The following is a 16,550-nucleotide window of genomic DNA, read 5'->3' as shown; positions in this document are numbered from 1 at the left end:
GTGCGCCTGCTCTACATGAACCCGAATTCCACCGAGGCGATGACCGATAGCATGGTATCGGTCGCGCGCGAAACCGCACGGGGCGACGAAGTTTTGGGGTGGACCAACCATCTCGGGCCGCCGTCGATTCAGGGGCCGGAGGATGGAGAGGCTGCTGTTGAAGGTCTGTTGGCATTGCTTCCGGAAGCACGGGCAGCTGCAGCGGATGCAATTGTCATCGGCTGTTTCGATGATACCGGTCTGGGTCCACTTCAGGCCGCAGCGCATTGCCCGGTTATCGGCATCGGACAGGCCGCAATGTCGCTTGCGTCGCTGCAAAGTGACCGCTTCGGAATCGTGACGACACTCGACGTCTCTGTGCCGGTGATCGAGACGAACGTGGACTGCTATGGCTTTCGCCGGGCCTGTGTCGGGGTATTTGCCTCCGGTCTTCCGGTCTTGGAGGTCGAACGGGGCGGGCAGGATGTGGAAGACCGCCTTGCGATGGCCATTGCCAATGCGGAAGTTGCTGGTGCCGACGCCGTCGTTCTTGGTTGCGCCGGAATGTCCCGCCTTCGTCGTAGGCTTTCGGCTCGGACAGGTTCGCTGCTGATTGATGGCGTCGTGGCGTCCGCATTCATCTCTCAGGCTTTAGCCTGTCGCTGAGATAACCTGGGCCGAGAGACAGCGCTGTCTTCGCTATACTTCATCATGGGGCTCTGCGGGCAGGGTCGGTCGACACTGTCATCCAGAATTGCCTGCTCACACCAACATCCGCTCCGGAAAGAACTGATCCGTGTCTTCTCGCTTCGTCCTCGAGATGTCGCAGTTTTTTGAGTAGTGGAGCAGTGGAGCAGGTCATCATCGCCGTGGAGCATTTGAGCTGGTCTGCGATTGCTGAAGTAAAACAAAGGCCCGCTTTGACGAAATCATCACTACGGGCTTGCGCCCGCAGCGAACGGCGGCCTCCCGCCGGTTCTGTTCTCTAATCCGTCAATGCGAGTTTCCTAATATCGTACTGTAATGTCAGAGGTTGCCTTTGTTCTCTTCGAACTCTTGGGTTCATAATGGGGTTGGCTGGGTGTGGGTCGGCTAGGTGGAAACCGCAATCATACCGTTGGTCTTGGTTGTTGCTACAGAATCGACGCCGTGTCTCACGCCCTCCCTCGGGCATCGTCCCAGATGGGAACTTTGATATTGGAATCCTCGTGATTGTCTCTCTGGTGATCCTTACACGAACTGGAATTCGGTTTGGTCGCGCATCATCGCGTGCAGGACAATAGCGAGTCGTCCGGCCAGGGCCACACGTGCCTTCCTCATTGTTGAGCGCGCACCAGTCGCAAGCGCCCATTCCTTCAATTTGAGCGGGCCAGCATACCTCGTCAGCATGACATTGGCCGCCTCGTACAGGAGCGTTCGGACCCTGGTATCACCCCGTTTCGAGATGCTGCCGACATAGTCTACTTCTCCGGACTGATGCCGCCTTGGGACAAGCCCAAGGTACGGCCCGACATCGCGCGATCGTCGGAACCTCGACGGATCATCTACTGCGGCCGCAAAAGCCAGTGCCGTGATCGGCCCGACACCTGGGACGGTCATAAGACGTGAGCAGGTTTTGGATTTACGGGCCGTCTTTTTAACATCGGCATCAATTGCAGCAACGGCCGCCAATATTGCTTCACGCGCTGCAAACAATCCGTTCAATGCAGCATGAAGACCTGGAACCCCATTACTCACTTTCAGAGCGGCATCTTTGAATGCAGGCGACAGTGCCCGTGGCAACCGTACACCAAATACGACCACCAGCCCACGGATCTGATTGTCGATCGTCACGCGCTGCCCGACCAGTTTCTTGCGTGCTGCGATCAGTGACCGTATCGCATGAGCAGACAGCGATTTGACATGGGTAGGTTTGTAGAACCCGGTCCGCGCCAGATGGGCCAGGCCGCGCGCGTCATTGCGATCAGACTTGTGTCCCGCCAGAGATTTAAGGGCTTGATAGGCTTGCCTGCTTTCAATGCACTGGACTGGAATGCCGCGTTCAGTAAGTCCATGGTATAGCATCGGTGCCATCCTGCCGGTCTCAAACACAACGCCTACACAAGTTGGACCGGCCGCGAGAAAATCACTAATCGCATCTGGCGAGGAACGCGCCTTACCTTCTCGGATCAAGGTGCCATGAGATATGCGCGAAAGTTGGTGATGCCCTGAGGGGCGACATATCATGGCGGTGTCGAAGCGCCGTCAATTCTCAACCGAGAAAGGGATATGCCACATGCAAGAGAATACCATCACCCAGCTATCTGATCCATCCGGGATTTCGCCGGACCCGCTGACCGACCTCATCCGGGACGGCGCGCGCAAGCTGATCGAGCAGGCGATTGAGGCGGAACTGTCCACGCTGCTTGGCGCCTTTGCCGATCACAAGCTTGAGGATGGTCGCGCAAGACTGGTTCGTCATGGGCACCTGCCCGAGCGTGAGATTTTGACCGGTGTCGGGCCTGTTGCCGTGACGGTGCCGCGTGTGCGGGACCGCAAGCCGGGCACGGACAAGATCGCGTTCACGCCCAGCATCCTGCCGCGGTATCTGCGCAAGGCAAAGTCGGTCGAAGAGCTGCTGCCCTGGCTTTACCTGAAGGGCGTGTCCACCGGCGATTTCAGTGAGGCGCTTGCCGCCCTGCTGGGGCCACACGCCAAGGGCCTCTCGGCCACTACGATCACGCGGCTGAAAGCGGACTGGTGGTCCGAGTACGAGGCCTGGGAAAAGCGTGACCTCGGCACCCGGCGGTTTCTCTACATCTGGGCCGACGGCGTCTATTTCAAGCCGCGAAGGGCCGAGGAAAAACAATGCGTTTTGGTGATCGTGGGTGCGGATGAATACGGCCGCAAGGAGCTGCTGGCCATGACCGACGGCTTCCGCGAAAGCACTCAGAGTTGGCGCGAGGTTCTGCTCGATCTCAAACGCCGCGGACTGAAGCAGGATCCCAAGCTCGCCATAGGCGACGGCGCCCTGGGGTTCTGGGCGGCACTGCGCGAGGTCTTCCCCTCGACACAGGAGCAGCGGTGCTGGCTCCACAAAACCATGAACGTGCTCAACGCGCTGCCGAAATCGGTGCAAGCCAAGGCCAAGGCGCACCTGCACGACATCTGGCAGGCCGAAACCCGAGCCGCGGCGTCGGCCGCCTTCGACTTCTTCGTCGATGCCTACGGCGTGAAATGGGACAAGGCAGTCGCCAAGTTGGTCAAGGATCGGGATGCACTACTGACCTTCTACGACTACCCGGCCGAACACTGGAAACACATCCGGACGTCAAATCCGATCGAGAGCACGTTCGCCACCGTCAGACACAGGACGAAACGCACCAAGGGCTGCCTCAGCCGCAAGACTGGGCTCGCCATGGCTTTCCGGCTGATGATGTCTGCTCAGACGAAATGGCGAAAACTCGACGGGCGGAATCGCCTCCCGGAGGTCATCAGCGGGGTTGAGTTCCGCGACGGCGTCCGCCAACTTCAAAACGCCGCCTGATCACGCGTCACCAACTTCTGCGCATATCTCAGGTGCCATCGCGATCCAGCACACAAATATGCGTCTCTTCCATCGAGACATCCAAACCAGCAAAATATTCCATTTATCTGCTCCTCCAATTGGTTGCCGGTACAGTCTACCAGCTGATTTGCAGTGCCGGATTCAGATTACACCATGTTGAAAAAGTCTTTGTTGCAGTGCGGCAAGTCCTTTGATTCACTGGATTATGAGGGGATTGGAGGATTTCGTCATGATGGGCATCCAAACGGCACCGGCACAGTTGTTCTATGTCTTCGATCTGGAGCGTCATGTTCCTTCCGGTCATATGCTTCGCGAGATCGACCGGTTCCTCGACGTGGATGGCATGCGGGAAGTCGTGCGCCCGTTCTACAGCCACATGGGGCGTCCCTCGATCGATCCTGAGCTGATCATCCGGATGCTGGTCATCGGTTATGTCATGGGAATCCGTTCAGAGCGGCGCCTTTGCGATGAGGTCCATCTGAACCTTGCATACCGCTGGTTTTGCCGTTTGGGTCTGGAAGGGAAGGTGCCGGATCATTCGACCTTTTCCCGGTATCGTCATGGCAAGTTCCGTGACAGTGATCTGCTCCGGAAGGTATTCGAGGCAACTGTCGAACGCTGCCTGAGAGAGGATCTGGTCGCGGGTGAAGGATTGGCCGTCGACGCAAGCCTGATCCCGGCTGACGCCAATAAGGTCCGGTCTATTGCGGCCGAAGACTGGAGCCCGGAGGTCGCGCGCGAGGCCGGAAACCGGGCGGCACGCGAATATCTGGAAACACTCGACGATGCCGCCTTCGGAGCCGCATCACCGGTCCAGCCGAAGTCGTGACCAGGTCCGATCCGGCTGCGCAATGGACCCGCGCCTAGGAAAGCCGCCCGTATTTTGCCTATGCGACCAACTACCTGATCGACACCAAGAGCTCGGTCATCATGGATGTTGAGGCGACACGGGCAATCCGGCAGGCTGAGGTTGGGGCGTCGCGCACGATGCTCGACAGAACCGAGAAACGGTTCGGGATCAGACCGGATTGGCTGACTGCCCCTCTCGTGACATCGCTGCGCGATGCACTGCCGGGCAGTGGACACCGCCTACGGCAATGCCGAGAACCTTGGATGGCTGGTCGAGAAGCGCAGCATCATCCCCTTCATCCCTGTCATCGACAAATCAGAGCGGACCGATGGCACCTGGTCCAGGTCCGACTTCGAATGGGACGAGGCGAATGATCAATACATCTGCCCCGAGGGTCACGCCCTCAAGCAATATCGCCGGAACTACTCCGATCCGAACCGGGGGCAGGACACCGGAGGGCGGAAGAAATATCGTGCCTTGAAGGCGACATGCCAAGCCTGTCCATCCAAAGAAATCTGCTGCCCGAAAGCGGAGGCCCGATACGTCACCCGAGAACCCCACGAGGAAGCACGCGAGTTCGCCCGCGAATGCCGCAAGACCAAGGCCTACAAGGTATCCCGAGACAAGCGGAAGAAAGTAGAGATGCTCTTCGCCCATCTGAAGCGCATCCTCGGCCTAAACCGGCTACGCCTGCGCGGCCCCAATGGCGCCAAGGACGAATTCCTGCTCGCCGCCATCGCCCAGAACCTCCGAAAACTCGCGAAGCTGCGGCAGCAGTGCGCCAACTCGGAGGCCGCGGCATGATCTAAGCGGCCAGATAAACGCCAAAAGGCGGCGCGACGGGCGATTGCCCGAACCAAACGGTGACACTCGAGGATGAGGGCAGCCCAAAACACGTTCTCAGGCCGACTTTTTCAACAAAATCCGCCGGTTATGCGAAAAAGCACTCGTTCGCTTTCGCAGAAACCTGGCATCCGACAGCGGCGCGAGTGCCTTTCCGTCAGGCTTGGCGCGTTTGCTGCGGTGCAGGAAAGATCTTCGCCAATTTGCGGAGGTTCTGGGCGGTGGCGGCGAGCAGGAATTCGTCATTTGCGCCGCATGGGCCGCGCAATCTGAGCCGTCCGAGGCCGAGGACGCGCTTGAGGTGTGTGACGAGCATCTCGACCTTCTTTCGGAGCTTCATCGAGATGTCGTATTGCTTGGTTTTGGCGATGTCGCGCGCGACTTGGCGGGCGTCTTCGTGTTCCTCGCGGGTGATGGATCTGGCATCGGCGTTCGGGCAGCATTTCTGTTTCGACGGGCAGGCCTGGCAGGTCAGTTTCAGGGCACGGTATTTGGCCCGACCTCCATTGGTTGGCCCCCGGTTTGGGTCGGAATAGTTCCTACGAATCTGCTTTAGTGTCTGGCCCTCAGGGCAGACGTATTGGTCTTTCTCGGCGTCCCACTCGAAGTCCGCCCGGCTCCAGGTGCCATCGCTGCGGCCAGACTTGTCGAGGACCGGGATGTGCGGGGCGATCTTGCGGTCGACCCGCCAGCCCAGCATCGAGCCGGTGCCATACGCGGTGTCGGCGATCAGGCGTTCGGGATGCAGGTCGAACCTGGTCCTCACCCGATCCAGCATGGTCTTGGTCGAGCCGAGTTCTGCTTGCCGGATTGATCTTGTCGCCTCGACATCGACGATCACGCCGTGATCCGTGTCGATCAGGTAGTTGTCGGAATAGCTGAAGAATGCCGGTCCCTTGCGCGCTGCCGTCTGTTACCGGCAGTGCATTGCAAAGCAATGCCACGAGAGGCACTGGCTTGCCGGCGCCGAAGGCGGCCTCGTCCAGTGTGTCAAGATACTCGCGCACGGCGCGGGGCGCATCGGCTGGATCAATCTGCGAGACGTCCCAGTCCTCCTTCGACGTCGAGTTCTGCTTGTTGGCATCCGCCTCGATCAAGCTCGCATCAATCGCCATGCGCTGACCGCTGACCAATCCCTCTTCAATGCAGCGTGCGACGGTCATCTCGAACAGGTGGCGCAGCAATTCGCTGTCGCGGAAGCGGCCATGCCGGTTCTTCGAGAAGGTGGAATGGTCCGGGACACGGTCGCCCAGATCGAGACGGCAAAACCAACGATACGCCAGGTTCAGATGCACCTCTTCGCATAGCCGCCGTTCCGACCGGATGCCGAAGCAATAGCCGACCAGGAGCATGCGGATTAGCAGGTCGGGATCGACGGTGGGGCGGCCCGTGTGGCTGTAGAACTCCGCAAAATGCCTGCGGATGCCGCCAAGATCGACGAACCGGTCGATGGAGCGCAGCAGATGATCCCGTGGGACATGGTCCTCAAGCGAGAACTCGTAGAACAGCGCCGGTTGCGCTTCCTGCCTCGGCCCCATCATCGCCGGTCCCCCCCTCGATTACAGGAATTGAATCAGCAGTTCAGACTTCGATCAAGAAAGAGCTTTTCAATAAAATCCGCCCGAAGCGGATGAGGTGGGTGGCTCCTGCTCCACCGGCATCGAATGTGCCAAAGTGCAGTTGTCAACGACTGCAAGGAAAGGAGCCACCCAATGACAGTAAAGACAGTCGGCCTCGATCTGGCCAAGGACGTTTTTCAGGTGCACGGCATTTCGGAGAACGGCCGCGTGATCTTCAATAAGGCCATCAAACGCGCGAAGTTGCTCGCATTCTTTGAGACGCTGCCACCTTGCACGGTCGGAATGGAAGCCTGCGGATCGTCCCATCACTGGGGACGCCAGCTGCGCAAGCTTGGTCACGACGTAAAGCTCATGCCCGCCGGATACGTCAAACCCTATGTGAAGCGCGGCAAGAACGACGCCGTGGATGCGGAGGCGATCTGTGAAGCGGTCCGCCGCCCGACCATGCGCTTCGTCGAGATCAAAACGGAGGAACAGCAGGCTATCCTTTCACTCCATCGGACCCGCGACCTGGCCGTCCGGCAGCGCACCCAACTGGCCAATATGTTACGCAGCCTCTTGCGCGAGTTTGGGCATATCCTGCCGATCGGGATCGAAGCGGTGACAGCTTTCGCGAAGCGTCACCTGGCTGGCGATCACCCGGACATGCCCGAGATCGCCAACGGCATGCTCGGTATCCAATGCTATCAGTTCATTGGCCTGAACGAACGCATCGAAGGCTATTCGAAGATGATCGAGCAACATGCCCTGCTGAGTGCAGACGCACGCCGATTGATGCGCATGCCTGGCATCGGGCCGATCACGGCGTCAGCGATTGTCGCAACGATTGGCGATGCAAAACAGTTCCGAACCGGACGTGACCTGGCGGCGTGGCTTGGGCTCACCCCGCTCAACAAATCCAGCGGCGGCAAGGAACGTCTTGGCAAGATCACCAAGCAGGGTGACCGCTACATTCGCAAGCTTCTGGTCGTCGGCATGACATCGCGCGCGGTGATGGCGAAACGTGCGCCGGAAAAGGTTGATCTGTGGACGGCGAAGATCATTGCAGACAAGCCATTTCGATTGGCAACGACCGCCATGGCGAACAAAGCGGCACGGGGCATCTGGGCGATGCTGACAAAGAAACAGGAATACCGGCAGCCCGCGTTCTGACCGCGCCAGCCGCCAAGAGATGCAAGACGTTGAAGTGATGATGCGGAAGTAAGTCAACCAAGAGCAAGGACACTCCGGGAATGGCAGCGGCCCTTCGAGGCCGATGAGCCGATTGGAACCTCGCTCGCGGAATTCATCAAGGCCAGCGGAACACCACCGCATAAACAGGCCGAACAGACGACAGTACTGACAAAAACGACCGCAAAAATCACCAGAAAACTCTTGCAATGCAGGAGCCACCCACAGATGCCGTTCGCCTCGTGGCCGAGCGCTGCGGTGCAGCTTCACCAGACCGGCCATTCGCCGCAGCAGCAATTTTGAGCTGCTTGTGAACAGGAAGTGTCCGATATATTACTGACTTTCTTGCATCGCGCGCCATCCTTCATCCCAATGGAAAATATTGGCTTCGAAGGGCATCTCACGAATCTGGCGCCTGACCTTCTCTGACTTAGCGATAACGAGCTTGAGCCTGCGAAAACGACAGCAGACGTTGAGTCCTTTCATCCCAGAGATGCAGTCGTGCGTTCCCAAGGCTTTCCCTGATCGTCATCCGATTGCCGTCGGCAAGTTCCGCGTGATCGCGCAGCACCTCGGTCAGTCGATAGAACGGAATACGGCTATAAAGGTGATGGACATGGTGAATTCCGATATTGGCGCTCAGCCATTGCAGCAACGGCGGAAGCACGTAATGCGAACTGCCTCGAAGAGCGGCGTCATGCAGTTGCCAGTCGTCTTCGACGTCCCAATGCGTGTCCTCAAATTGATGCTGCACGTAAAAGAGCCACATCCCCGCGGTTGCCGCCAGAAGTGTCGTGGGCAGGAAGATCAGCAGGATCGGCATCAAGCCGCCAAAATACATGATGATCAGCAACCCAACAAGGATAGCTGCATTGGTGGCCATGGCACTGACCCAATACCGGGCACTGGCCATGAGGCCCAAAGGCAAGCGATTTTGAAAAAGGAACAGGTATCCCGGGCCGAAACCAAATAACACTATGGGGTTTCGGTAAAGCCGGTACATCAAGCGGTTGAGCGGCGTCAGATCCTGGTACTCCGCGACCGTCAATGTGTGAATATCGCCAATCCCGCGCCGCCCGAGGTTCCCGGAGGAGCTGTGGTGAATTGAATGCGTTCGCCGCCAGACATCATAGGGCGTCAGGGTCAGCACGCCCAGCACCCGCCCGAGCCAATCGCCGACAGTCCGATTCTTGAAAAACGCCCCGTGCCCGCAGTCGTGCTGGATGGCAAAAAGGCGTAAAAGAAAGGCTGCGTTGACCAGGGAAATTGCGAAGGTAAGCCAGTAGCTGACCGACAAAGACCACCACGCGATGCTCCACAAAAGAAGGAAAGGTCCGACGGTGACTACAAGTTCGTACGCGCTGCGATAAGAGCTGGGTTCGCGGTAGTTTGAAAGTACCTTGACCCAGTCTTTCGACGCGCGCGTTTCTTGGGGTTGCTCAGAATTCTCAGAATTGTCGAACATAAACCTGCTTTTCTCAATGCCGACTGGCCTCCTATACCATGAAGGCCCTGCAGGAAAGGGTGGTGCCTCGGGGGATGGTGTAGCAGGCCGCGCGCGAAGCCATTGGCGCAGCGCGCGGCGCGGCTGGCGGCCACCGCGCTTCTTCGTAGTCTGAGGTTGTTCAAAGACCGATGACAATGAAGGAGAGCACGATGTCCGAGACCATGATCGACCTTCCAGGGGTGGTAATCCTCCCGATTTTAACGGGATTTGGTCGTAGAACTTACGCAGCCATTTTCAGCTTCATTGCGGGTGTGAAGCCGCCAATGCCCATGCTGGTTGCTCGTTTTTGTAAGTCCAGAGCCATTCTGTAGCTTGGCCTTGTGCCTCCTAAATCGTTTCAAAGATTTACTGTGCTCAAAGCCCCTAAATCTCGTCCAAATTTGTGCAGAGCCCGTCCAAAAGTCCGGACAGCCCAGCCCCGAACGGGGACGATTTAGGTAGCTCAGCACAACCCCAAAGCCTGCGCGCAAAGCTGGATCAGACTTCGGGTTCAGGTCAAAAGCAAGCAACAGACTTTCAAGTGCAGCATTCGTCGAATTGGGCTCTCTGCTACCCTTCTCCGTTTCGCAATAGCATGACCGGTCTACCCACGTCACGTCGTTGCGGAACGGCCCTCAGCGGCCTAAGAGAGTGACGGTTCTCGCCGCAGCGCAGCGTCACCAGACCGGTCGTTCATGCTTTCCGGCACCCAGAGGTTGATCAACAACCATAATGTCATCCAGACAAGGGCGCGTCGGCCGATTTATCAGTCCCTCCAAGTCGACGCCAAAATGTTCGAGGCTTCGATCAGGCCGTCCCATACGATGTCCAGCGCCGCATTAAGTGAGAGGTTTTCCTCATTGTTCCACAGGAAAATCGCCCGCCCTATCGCACCAGTCATTGCACTGGCGAGCGCGCCAGCGGCTTGACGATCGTGAACGCGCTTGCACAAACAATCCGTGAGTTCTCTGCGTTGCATCATCAGGATTCCATCGAGGATGCCGCGCGCCTTCTCGTTTGATTGCAGAACGCCCCCAATCTTCCTGATGATGGGCTCATCCCTGACCAAATACTCCATGTAGCGGTCCAGAAACCGTTTGGCATCTTCCGCCAGGGTGCCGACGCCTGCGCATAACGCCTCCTTGTCCGTCTCCCGGAAGGGCGGCGGAGCGCCAACAGCGGCGGCTTCCTTGTTTGTGTAATAATTGAAGAAGGTTCGCGTGCTGACGCCTGCCAACTCGGCGATCTCTTCGGTGGTGACCTTATCCAGCCCGTGCTGAACCGCCAGTTCCAGTGTTGCCATCTGAATATCGCGGGCGGTCTGTTGCCTTCGTCTCTCTCGTAACGAAACTGTCATTTTCCACATTCTTGCATAGTGTGCAATGTTTGCGTATCAGGCATCAAAATCGCCGGATAGTCAAGGATCGAGAATCGAATGAAAGTCAGCGTTTGGAAAATGATGGGTGCGGTTCTCGCGCTGACGGGGTCTGCGACGATTGCAAATGCGCAATTCGGTCCGCCGGGTGGCATGGACATGGGGCCGCTCGAGGTCGGTGTCGTTGAACTGACACTGCAAGATGTTCCGCGTGTTGTGACCTCGCCGGGTCGAGCTGTCGCGTTTCAGGAAGTTGCGGTGCGCCCGCGTGTGGGCGGCGTTATCGAAGAGGTTCTTTATACGCCGGATCAGCTTCTTCAGGTTGGCGACCCGCTGTTCCGGATCGACGATTCCGCTTATGTTGCGGCAGAGGCCACGGCGCGGGCGAATGTGGCGATGGCCGAGGCGAACCTCGCGGTGACGCAGTCCGCCTATGATCGCGCTGAGCAGTTGGCCGGTCGCGGCTATACAGAGGCCGAGGTTGAAGCCGCGCGCGCAAGTCTGGCCGAGGCCAAGGCGACGCTGGACGCGGCGCAGGCTGCGCTGGACTATGCACAAATCGAACTGTCATGGACCACGGTGAAAAGCCCGATTGCCGGGCGTGCCGATGTTGCGACCGTGTCTGTTGGTGATCTTGTGACTGCGGGGCAGGCTGACGCCTTGACCACTATCGTACAGGCCGATCCGATCTATGTGGACACGGTAGAGGCCAGCGCGCGCATTCTGTCGGTCCGCAAGGGCATTGCCGAAGGTGCGCTCAAGCAGAACGACGCACTTGAGGCGACCTTGATGCTTGAAAACGAAGAGGTGTTTCGAGGTGTTGGCAAGTTGGTCACCGCCGGCAACACGGTCTCGACCACGACCGGCACCGTGACCATCCGGTTCAAATTTGACAATCCCGATCATGTGGTCATCCCAGGGATGTTCGTGCGGGGGGAGGTTGTGATCGGCACGATGCAGGCTTTTCTCGTACCGCAACGGGCGGCCACGCGGGGAAACTCGGGCAAGTTGACGGCCTATATCGTGGGTGAAGACGGCACCGCGCAGCAGGTCACACTGGAAGACGACGGAAGCTATGAAAACGCATGGATCGTGCGCTCGGGGTTGAGCGAGGGCGATCGGCTGATCGTGGATGGGCTGTCCTCGCTCCGGCCGGGACAGGCCGTGACGCCGGTCGCCGCGATCATTGATGACAACGGCATCGCGCGCAACGCCGACACTCCCGCCGTGGAGGACTGATACATGGCCGCGTTCTTTATTCACCGCCCGGTCTTCGCCTGGGTGCTTGCCATCGCGACCATGCTGCTGGGTGCCTACAGCATGACCAGCCTGCCGATTTCGCAATATCCAGACATCGCGCCGACAACGGTGCGGATCTCTGCCACCTACAGCGGCGCCTCAGCCGAGACGGTTGAACACTCGGTCACCGCGGTGATCGAAGACGGGCTGACTGGGCTGGATGGGCTGACCTATATGACCTCTTCGTCCAGCGAGGGGGCCGCCAGCGTCTCGCTCACGTTTGATGATACCATCGACCCCGACTTGGCGCAGGTCCAAGTGCAAAACAAGCTGCAACTCGTCGAGTCGCAACTGCCGGACGCGGTCACCAGCCGGGGTGTGTCCGTCACCCGCTCGACCAGTTCCATCCTATTGGTCGGTGCCTTGGTCAGCGAGGATGACACTTATACCACGCTTGAACTGGGTGATATTCTGAGCAGCACCATTCAGGATGCGGTTCAACGCACCGAAGGTGTCGGGTCGATCAACATTTTCGGCACTGAATACGCCATGCGGATCTGGCTGGATCCGGAGCGGTTGTATCAATATCAACTGACCTCCGCCGATGTGACCTCGGCTGTTGCGCAGCAGAACACAAATGTCACCGTTGGCAGTCTGGGCGATCAACCGGTCATCAAGGGGCAGCAATTCACCGTCTCGTTGTCGGCACAGTCGCAGCTTGGGACGGTCGAGGATTTCCAGTCGATCCTGCTAAAGACCGCAGCAGACGGCTCGGCGATCTACCTCGGCGATGTGGCCACGGTCGAACTGGCAGCAGAGGATTTTGGCAGCATCAGCCGTTTCAATGGTCATTCGGCAGCGGGCTTTGCTGTCAACCTGTCCACCGGGGCCAATGCGGTCGACACCGCAGAGCGGGTCCGTGCGGTGATGGACGGGCTGGCGTCGGCTTTGCCTGAAGGGGTGAGCATCGAATACCCCTATGACACCTCGCCTTTTGTCGAGGATTCCATCGACCAGGTATATGAGACGCTGATCGAGGCCATTGTCCTCGTGTTCCTCGTCATCTTCGTTTTCCTGCAAAGCTGGCGCGCAACGCTCATCCCGACGATTGCCGTGCCGGTGGTGCTGCTGGGTACTTTCGGCGTGATCTCGGCCTTTGGCATGTCGATCAATACCCTGACGATGTTCGCGCTGGTACTGGCCATCGGCTTGCTGGTCGATGACGCCATCGTCGTGGTCGAGAATGTCGAGCGGGTGATGGAGGAAGAGGGTCTGGACGCAAAGGCCGCCACGGAAAAGAGCATGGGCGAGATTTCGACCGCGCTGGTCGGCATTGTCATGGTGCTGTCCGCGGTGTTTCTGCCGATGGCCTTCCTGAGCGGATCGACCGGGGTGATCTACAAGCAGTTCTCGGTCACGATCATCTCGGCGATGGTGCTGTCGCTGTTTGTGGCACTGATCCTGACGCCCGCGATGTGCGCGCAGCTTCTCAAACCCAATCATGGCAAGGCCCCGGTGGCGCCGCTGCGCTGGTTCAACACGGGGCTGGACCGGCTGACCGGCGGCTATGGCGCCACGGTCGGACGGCTCGCGCTGCGCCCCTTTCGCATGGTTTTGGTTTTGGGGTTGGTGGGGGCCAGTGCTTATTGGGTCTATGACCGCCTACCCAGCTCGTTTCTGCCGACCGAGGATCAGGGCGTTCTGATGGCGATGGTTGAACTGCCGCAAGGTTCGACCGTTCAGCAGACGCAATACACGATCGAGCAAATCGAAGACTACCTGTTGACCGAAGAATCCGCGGTTGTGGATGGGGTTTTCGCCAACGTCGGGTTCAGCTTCGCCGGGTCGGGCCAAAATTATGGCGTCATGTTCATCAAGCTCAAGGATTACGAAGAACGCCCGGACGACGATGCTGCTGATCTGTTGGCGCGAGCGAATGGCCGGTTCTTCCAATCTCGCCTTGGCAGCATCTTTGTGCTGCAGCCGCCCGCCATTCAGGGGCTGGGCACCACGTCTGGGTTCTCGATGTATCTGGTGGATCAATCCGGCGGCGGACAGGATGCGTTGAGCGCGGCGGCAGATCAACTTGTGGCGCTGGGAAATCAGGACGGGCGGGTGACCAACCTGCGCGGCAATGATGCGGCGACCGAGCCCGCCCTAAAACTGCGGATAGACCAGCAAAGGGCCGAGGCCTTGGGCGTTTCGCTCTCCGATGTGAACACCATGCTGTCCACGGTTTTTTCGGGCTCTTATGTAAACGACTTTCCGCTCGGCAACGCCCTGCGCGAGGTGATCGTTCAGGGCGGCGCAGAATGGCGGATGCAGCCTTCGGATATTGATCACTGGTATGTGCGCAATGCCACGTCGGAAATGGTGCCGCTTTCTGCCTTTATGAGCCAGGAATGGAGAATGATCACCCCGCAGTTGGCCCGTTACGGCGGCACCCGCGCGCTGGAAATCTCGGGCGAAGCGGCAGCAGGCGTCAGCTCTGGCGACGCCATGGACCTGATGGAAGAATTGGCCTCGCAACTCGACGGTTCCTATGCTGCCGCGTGGACCGGCCTCAGCTATCAGGAGCGTTTGTCCGGCGATCAAGAGGCCGTCCTCTACGCGATTTCGGCGCTGGTGGTCTTTCTTTGCCTTGCCGCGCTCTATGAAAGCTGGGCGGTGCCCTTCGCGGTGATGCTGTCAGTTCCGGTCGGCATTCTGGGCGCATTGGTGACGACTTGGTACTTTGGCCAGGCGAATGACGTCTATTTCAAGGTGGGCTTGCTGACCACAATCGGCCTGGCCGCACGAAACGCCATCCTGATCGTTGAATTTGCGGAATCCTTGCGCGCCAAGGGTCAGAGCCTGATGGAGGCGACAACCACGGCGGCGCGTCTGCGTCTGCGTCCGATCCTGATGACTTCGCTGGCCTTTGGCTTTGGCATCCTGCCGTTGGTGCTAGCCTCTGGCGCGGGGGCCAATGCGCAAAAATCCATCGGCACGGGGATGCTTGGCGGGATCATCTTTTCAGCGGTCATCGGCATCGTGATGGTTCCGGTCTTCTATGTCGCAGTCATCAGAACCACGGAGATGTTCCGTATTCGAAAGGAAGCCGTGCAATGAAACCGCAATATCTCATCCTGAGCCTGCTTCTGGCCGGCTGTGCGGTCGGACCGGACTATCAACGACCCGAAGTCGCCCTGCAAACCCGCTTTGTCGAGGGCAACGCCGCCTCCATCGGTGCGGTCGCGACACAGCAATGGTGGCTGGACTACAAGGATCCGGTGCTGACCGGGCTGGTGTCGCGCGGTCTGGCGCAGAACCTTGACGTGATGGCCGCGACAGAGGCGATCCGCCAGGCGCAGGCGAACCTGCGCATGACCGGGGTCAACTCTGCCGTCGACGGCGCGTTGACAGCACAGCGCACGACATCCGGCGGCGATGCCATTGATGGCACTGTCACCACCAACAGCAGCTCATTGGGGGCCGCTTTGGTGCTCGACTTCTTTGGCGGTCTCCAGCGTGAACGCGAGGCGGCAAAGGCGTCATTGACAGCCGCGCGGGCCGAGGCGGAAACAGTCCGTCTGGCGTGGCTTGCCGAACTGCTGTCAGCCTATTCCGACGCGCGCTATTACCAAGAGGTGTTGGCGCTGACCCGCACGACGGTCAAAACGCGCGAAGAAACGGTCGAGATTACGCGCGGTCAGTACGACGCCGGGGCGGCGACCGAATATGAGCTGGCCGAGGCGCAAGCGCTGCTTTCGGCCGCGCGCGCCAGCCTGCCGCAATATGCGGCGCTGTTCGACGCCAATATTTATGCAATTGCTACGCTGCTCAACGAACCTGCGGCGCCGATCCTGACGCAGTTGCAAAAAGGCGCGCCGCAACTCACCACCCCCGGCGGCGCAAAGACCGGCGTGCCTGCGGATCTGTTGCGCAACCGCCCCGATGTGCGCAGTGCCGAGGCCGATCTTGCCGCTGCGGTGGCCGAGGTTGGTGTGGCCGAGGCCGCGCTCTATCCGTCGCTGTCGCTGACCGGCACGGTCAGCCGCTCTGAAATCACCGACAGCTGGAGCTTTGGGCCGCAATTGTCACTGCCGGTGTTCAACCAAGGGGCACTACGGGCAGGCCGCGATGCCCAGATTTCTGCCGCCAGACAGGCCGAGATCGCATGGCGTGGCGCGGTCGCTTCGGCTGTCGAGGATGTGCAGGTCGCGCAATCCAACCTGACCCGCTATCGGCAGCGCGCGTCTTTATTGCAGACGGCGGCCCGCGATTACGACCGCGCGCTTGATCTGGCGCGGCAAAACTATCGAAGCGGGGCGATCACGCTATTGAACCTGCTCGAAACCGATCGCAACGCCAATACGGCAAGGATTTCAGCAGCGGCGGCGGTAAATGACGCCGCGAAAGCCTGGGCCACACTAAAGATCGCCACAGGCGCGGGCTCTGCCGCTCCTGAACAATTGAGCAATTGACCGGCCCGCGATAAC

8 protein-coding genes and 4 pseudogenes are annotated in these 16,550 nt (G+C 59.3%); 7 read left to right on the top strand and 5 right to left on the bottom strand.

All coding sequences use genetic code 11. From position 1 onward, the window contains the following. Positions 1 to 645: an aspartate/glutamate racemase family protein gene (locus ANTHELSMS3_RS19055; RefSeq protein ID WP_094036261.1), complete on the top strand. Its 645-nt coding sequence runs from the start codon at positions 1 to 3 to the stop codon at positions 643 to 645. Between the two features lie 564 nt (positions 646 to 1,209). Here the strand turns inward: ANTHELSMS3_RS19055 and ANTHELSMS3_RS19050 are convergent. Next, positions 1,210 to 2,157: pseudogene (locus tag ANTHELSMS3_RS19050) on the bottom strand (IS110 family transposase); the annotation flags it as partial. A 97-nt stretch (positions 2,158 to 2,254) separates the two neighbouring features. On the opposite strand from ANTHELSMS3_RS19050, the gene ANTHELSMS3_RS19045 reads away from it, so the two are divergent. Further along, complete coding sequence (locus tag ANTHELSMS3_RS19045; protein ID WP_094033518.1) at positions 2,255 to 3,505, top strand: IS256 family transposase; 1,251 nt, start codon at positions 2,255 to 2,257, stop codon at positions 3,503 to 3,505. A 250-nt stretch (positions 3,506 to 3,755) separates the two neighbouring features. Beyond that, a pseudogene (locus tag ANTHELSMS3_RS19040) lies at positions 3,756 to 5,180 on the top strand (IS1182 family transposase). Positions 5,181 to 5,376: 196 nt separating this feature from the next. On the opposite strand, the pseudogene ANTHELSMS3_RS19035 reads toward ANTHELSMS3_RS19040, so the two are convergent. After that, a pseudogene (locus ANTHELSMS3_RS19035) lies at positions 5,377 to 6,760 on the bottom strand (transposase). Between the two features lie 171 nt (positions 6,761 to 6,931). Between ANTHELSMS3_RS19035 and ANTHELSMS3_RS19030 the strand changes: the two are divergent. After that, the gene (locus ANTHELSMS3_RS19030) at positions 6,932 to 7,951 is read left to right on the top strand and encodes an IS110 family transposase (RefSeq protein WP_094036260.1); all 1,020 of its coding nucleotides are present in this window, start codon (positions 6,932 to 6,934) and stop codon (positions 7,949 to 7,951) included. A 448-nt stretch (positions 7,952 to 8,399) separates the two neighbouring features. Here the strand turns inward: ANTHELSMS3_RS19030 and ANTHELSMS3_RS19025 are convergent, their stop codons facing one another. The 3 genes and pseudogenes from ANTHELSMS3_RS19025 to ANTHELSMS3_RS19015 all read right to left on the bottom strand — a co-directional run bounded on the left by ANTHELSMS3_RS19025 (position 8,400) and on the right by ANTHELSMS3_RS19015 (position 10,758). Then, positions 8,400 to 9,434, bottom strand: coding sequence for a fatty acid desaturase (locus tag ANTHELSMS3_RS19025; RefSeq protein WP_094036259.1), 1,035 nt, complete (start codon positions 9,432 to 9,434; stop codon positions 8,400 to 8,402). Positions 9,435 to 9,696: 262 nt separating this feature from the next. After that, positions 9,697 to 9,821 (bottom strand): annotated as a pseudogene (locus ANTHELSMS3_RS25645) (IS3 family transposase); the annotation flags it as partial. Between the two features lie 400 nt (positions 9,822 to 10,221). After that, a complete protein-coding gene (locus tag ANTHELSMS3_RS19015; protein ID WP_198319840.1) occupies positions 10,222 to 10,758 on the bottom strand; it encodes a TetR/AcrR family transcriptional regulator in 537 nt (178 codons plus the stop codon). A gap of 132 nt (positions 10,759 to 10,890) precedes the next feature. Here ANTHELSMS3_RS19015 and ANTHELSMS3_RS19010 point away from each other — a divergent pair, with 132 nt between their 5' ends. The 3 genes from ANTHELSMS3_RS19010 to ANTHELSMS3_RS19000 are packed head-to-tail and all read left to right on the top strand — an operon-like array spanning position 10,891 to position 16,535. Continuing rightward, entirely contained in the window at positions 10,891 to 12,069 is a 1,179-nt protein-coding gene (locus ANTHELSMS3_RS19010; protein ID WP_094036256.1) for an efflux RND transporter periplasmic adaptor subunit, read from the top strand. 3 nt (positions 12,070 to 12,072) lie between these two features. After that, positions 12,073 to 15,180, top strand: a complete 3,108-nt coding sequence (locus tag ANTHELSMS3_RS19005; protein ID WP_094036255.1) for an efflux RND transporter permease subunit — start codon at positions 12,073 to 12,075, stop codon at positions 15,178 to 15,180. Next, on the top strand, positions 15,177 to 16,535 hold the full coding sequence (locus tag ANTHELSMS3_RS19000; RefSeq protein WP_094036254.1) for an efflux transporter outer membrane subunit: 1,359 nt from the start codon (positions 15,177 to 15,179) through the stop codon (positions 16,533 to 16,535). The genes ANTHELSMS3_RS19005 and ANTHELSMS3_RS19000 overlap by 4 nt, the downstream gene beginning before the upstream one ends. The last annotated feature ends 15 nt before the right edge of the window (positions 16,536 to 16,550 follow it).

The sequence above is a fragment of the Antarctobacter heliothermus genome, assembly GCF_002237555.1.
GTDB lineage: Bacteria > Pseudomonadota > Alphaproteobacteria > Rhodobacterales > Rhodobacteraceae > Antarctobacter > Antarctobacter heliothermus_B.
The sequence above is the reverse complement of the archived record's forward strand: the minus strand, read 5'-3'. Positions and strand labels throughout refer to the sequence as shown.

Bases quoted from the DNA above. Each gene is read 5' to 3' on its own strand.
- ANTHELSMS3_RS19045 (WP_094033518.1), top strand. From the start codon at position 2,255: ATGCAAGAGAATACCATCACCCAGCTATCTGATCCATCCGGGATTTCG.
- ANTHELSMS3_RS19030 (WP_094036260.1), top strand. From the start codon at position 6,932: ATGACAGTAAAGACAGTCGGCCTCGATCTGGCCAAGGACGTTTTTCAG.
- ANTHELSMS3_RS19025 (WP_094036259.1), bottom strand. From the start codon at position 9,434: ATGTTCGACAATTCTGAGAATTCTGAGCAACCCCAAGAAACGCGCGCG.
- ANTHELSMS3_RS19015 (WP_198319840.1), bottom strand. From the start codon at position 10,758: ATGGCAACACTGGAACTGGCGGTTCAGCACGGGCTGGATAAGGTCACC.
- ANTHELSMS3_RS19010 (WP_094036256.1), top strand. From the start codon at position 10,891: ATGAAAGTCAGCGTTTGGAAAATGATGGGTGCGGTTCTCGCGCTGACG.
- ANTHELSMS3_RS19005 (WP_094036255.1), top strand. From the start codon at position 12,073: ATGGCCGCGTTCTTTATTCACCGCCCGGTCTTCGCCTGGGTGCTTGCC.
- ANTHELSMS3_RS19000 (WP_094036254.1), top strand. From the start codon at position 15,177: ATGAAACCGCAATATCTCATCCTGAGCCTGCTTCTGGCCGGCTGTGCG.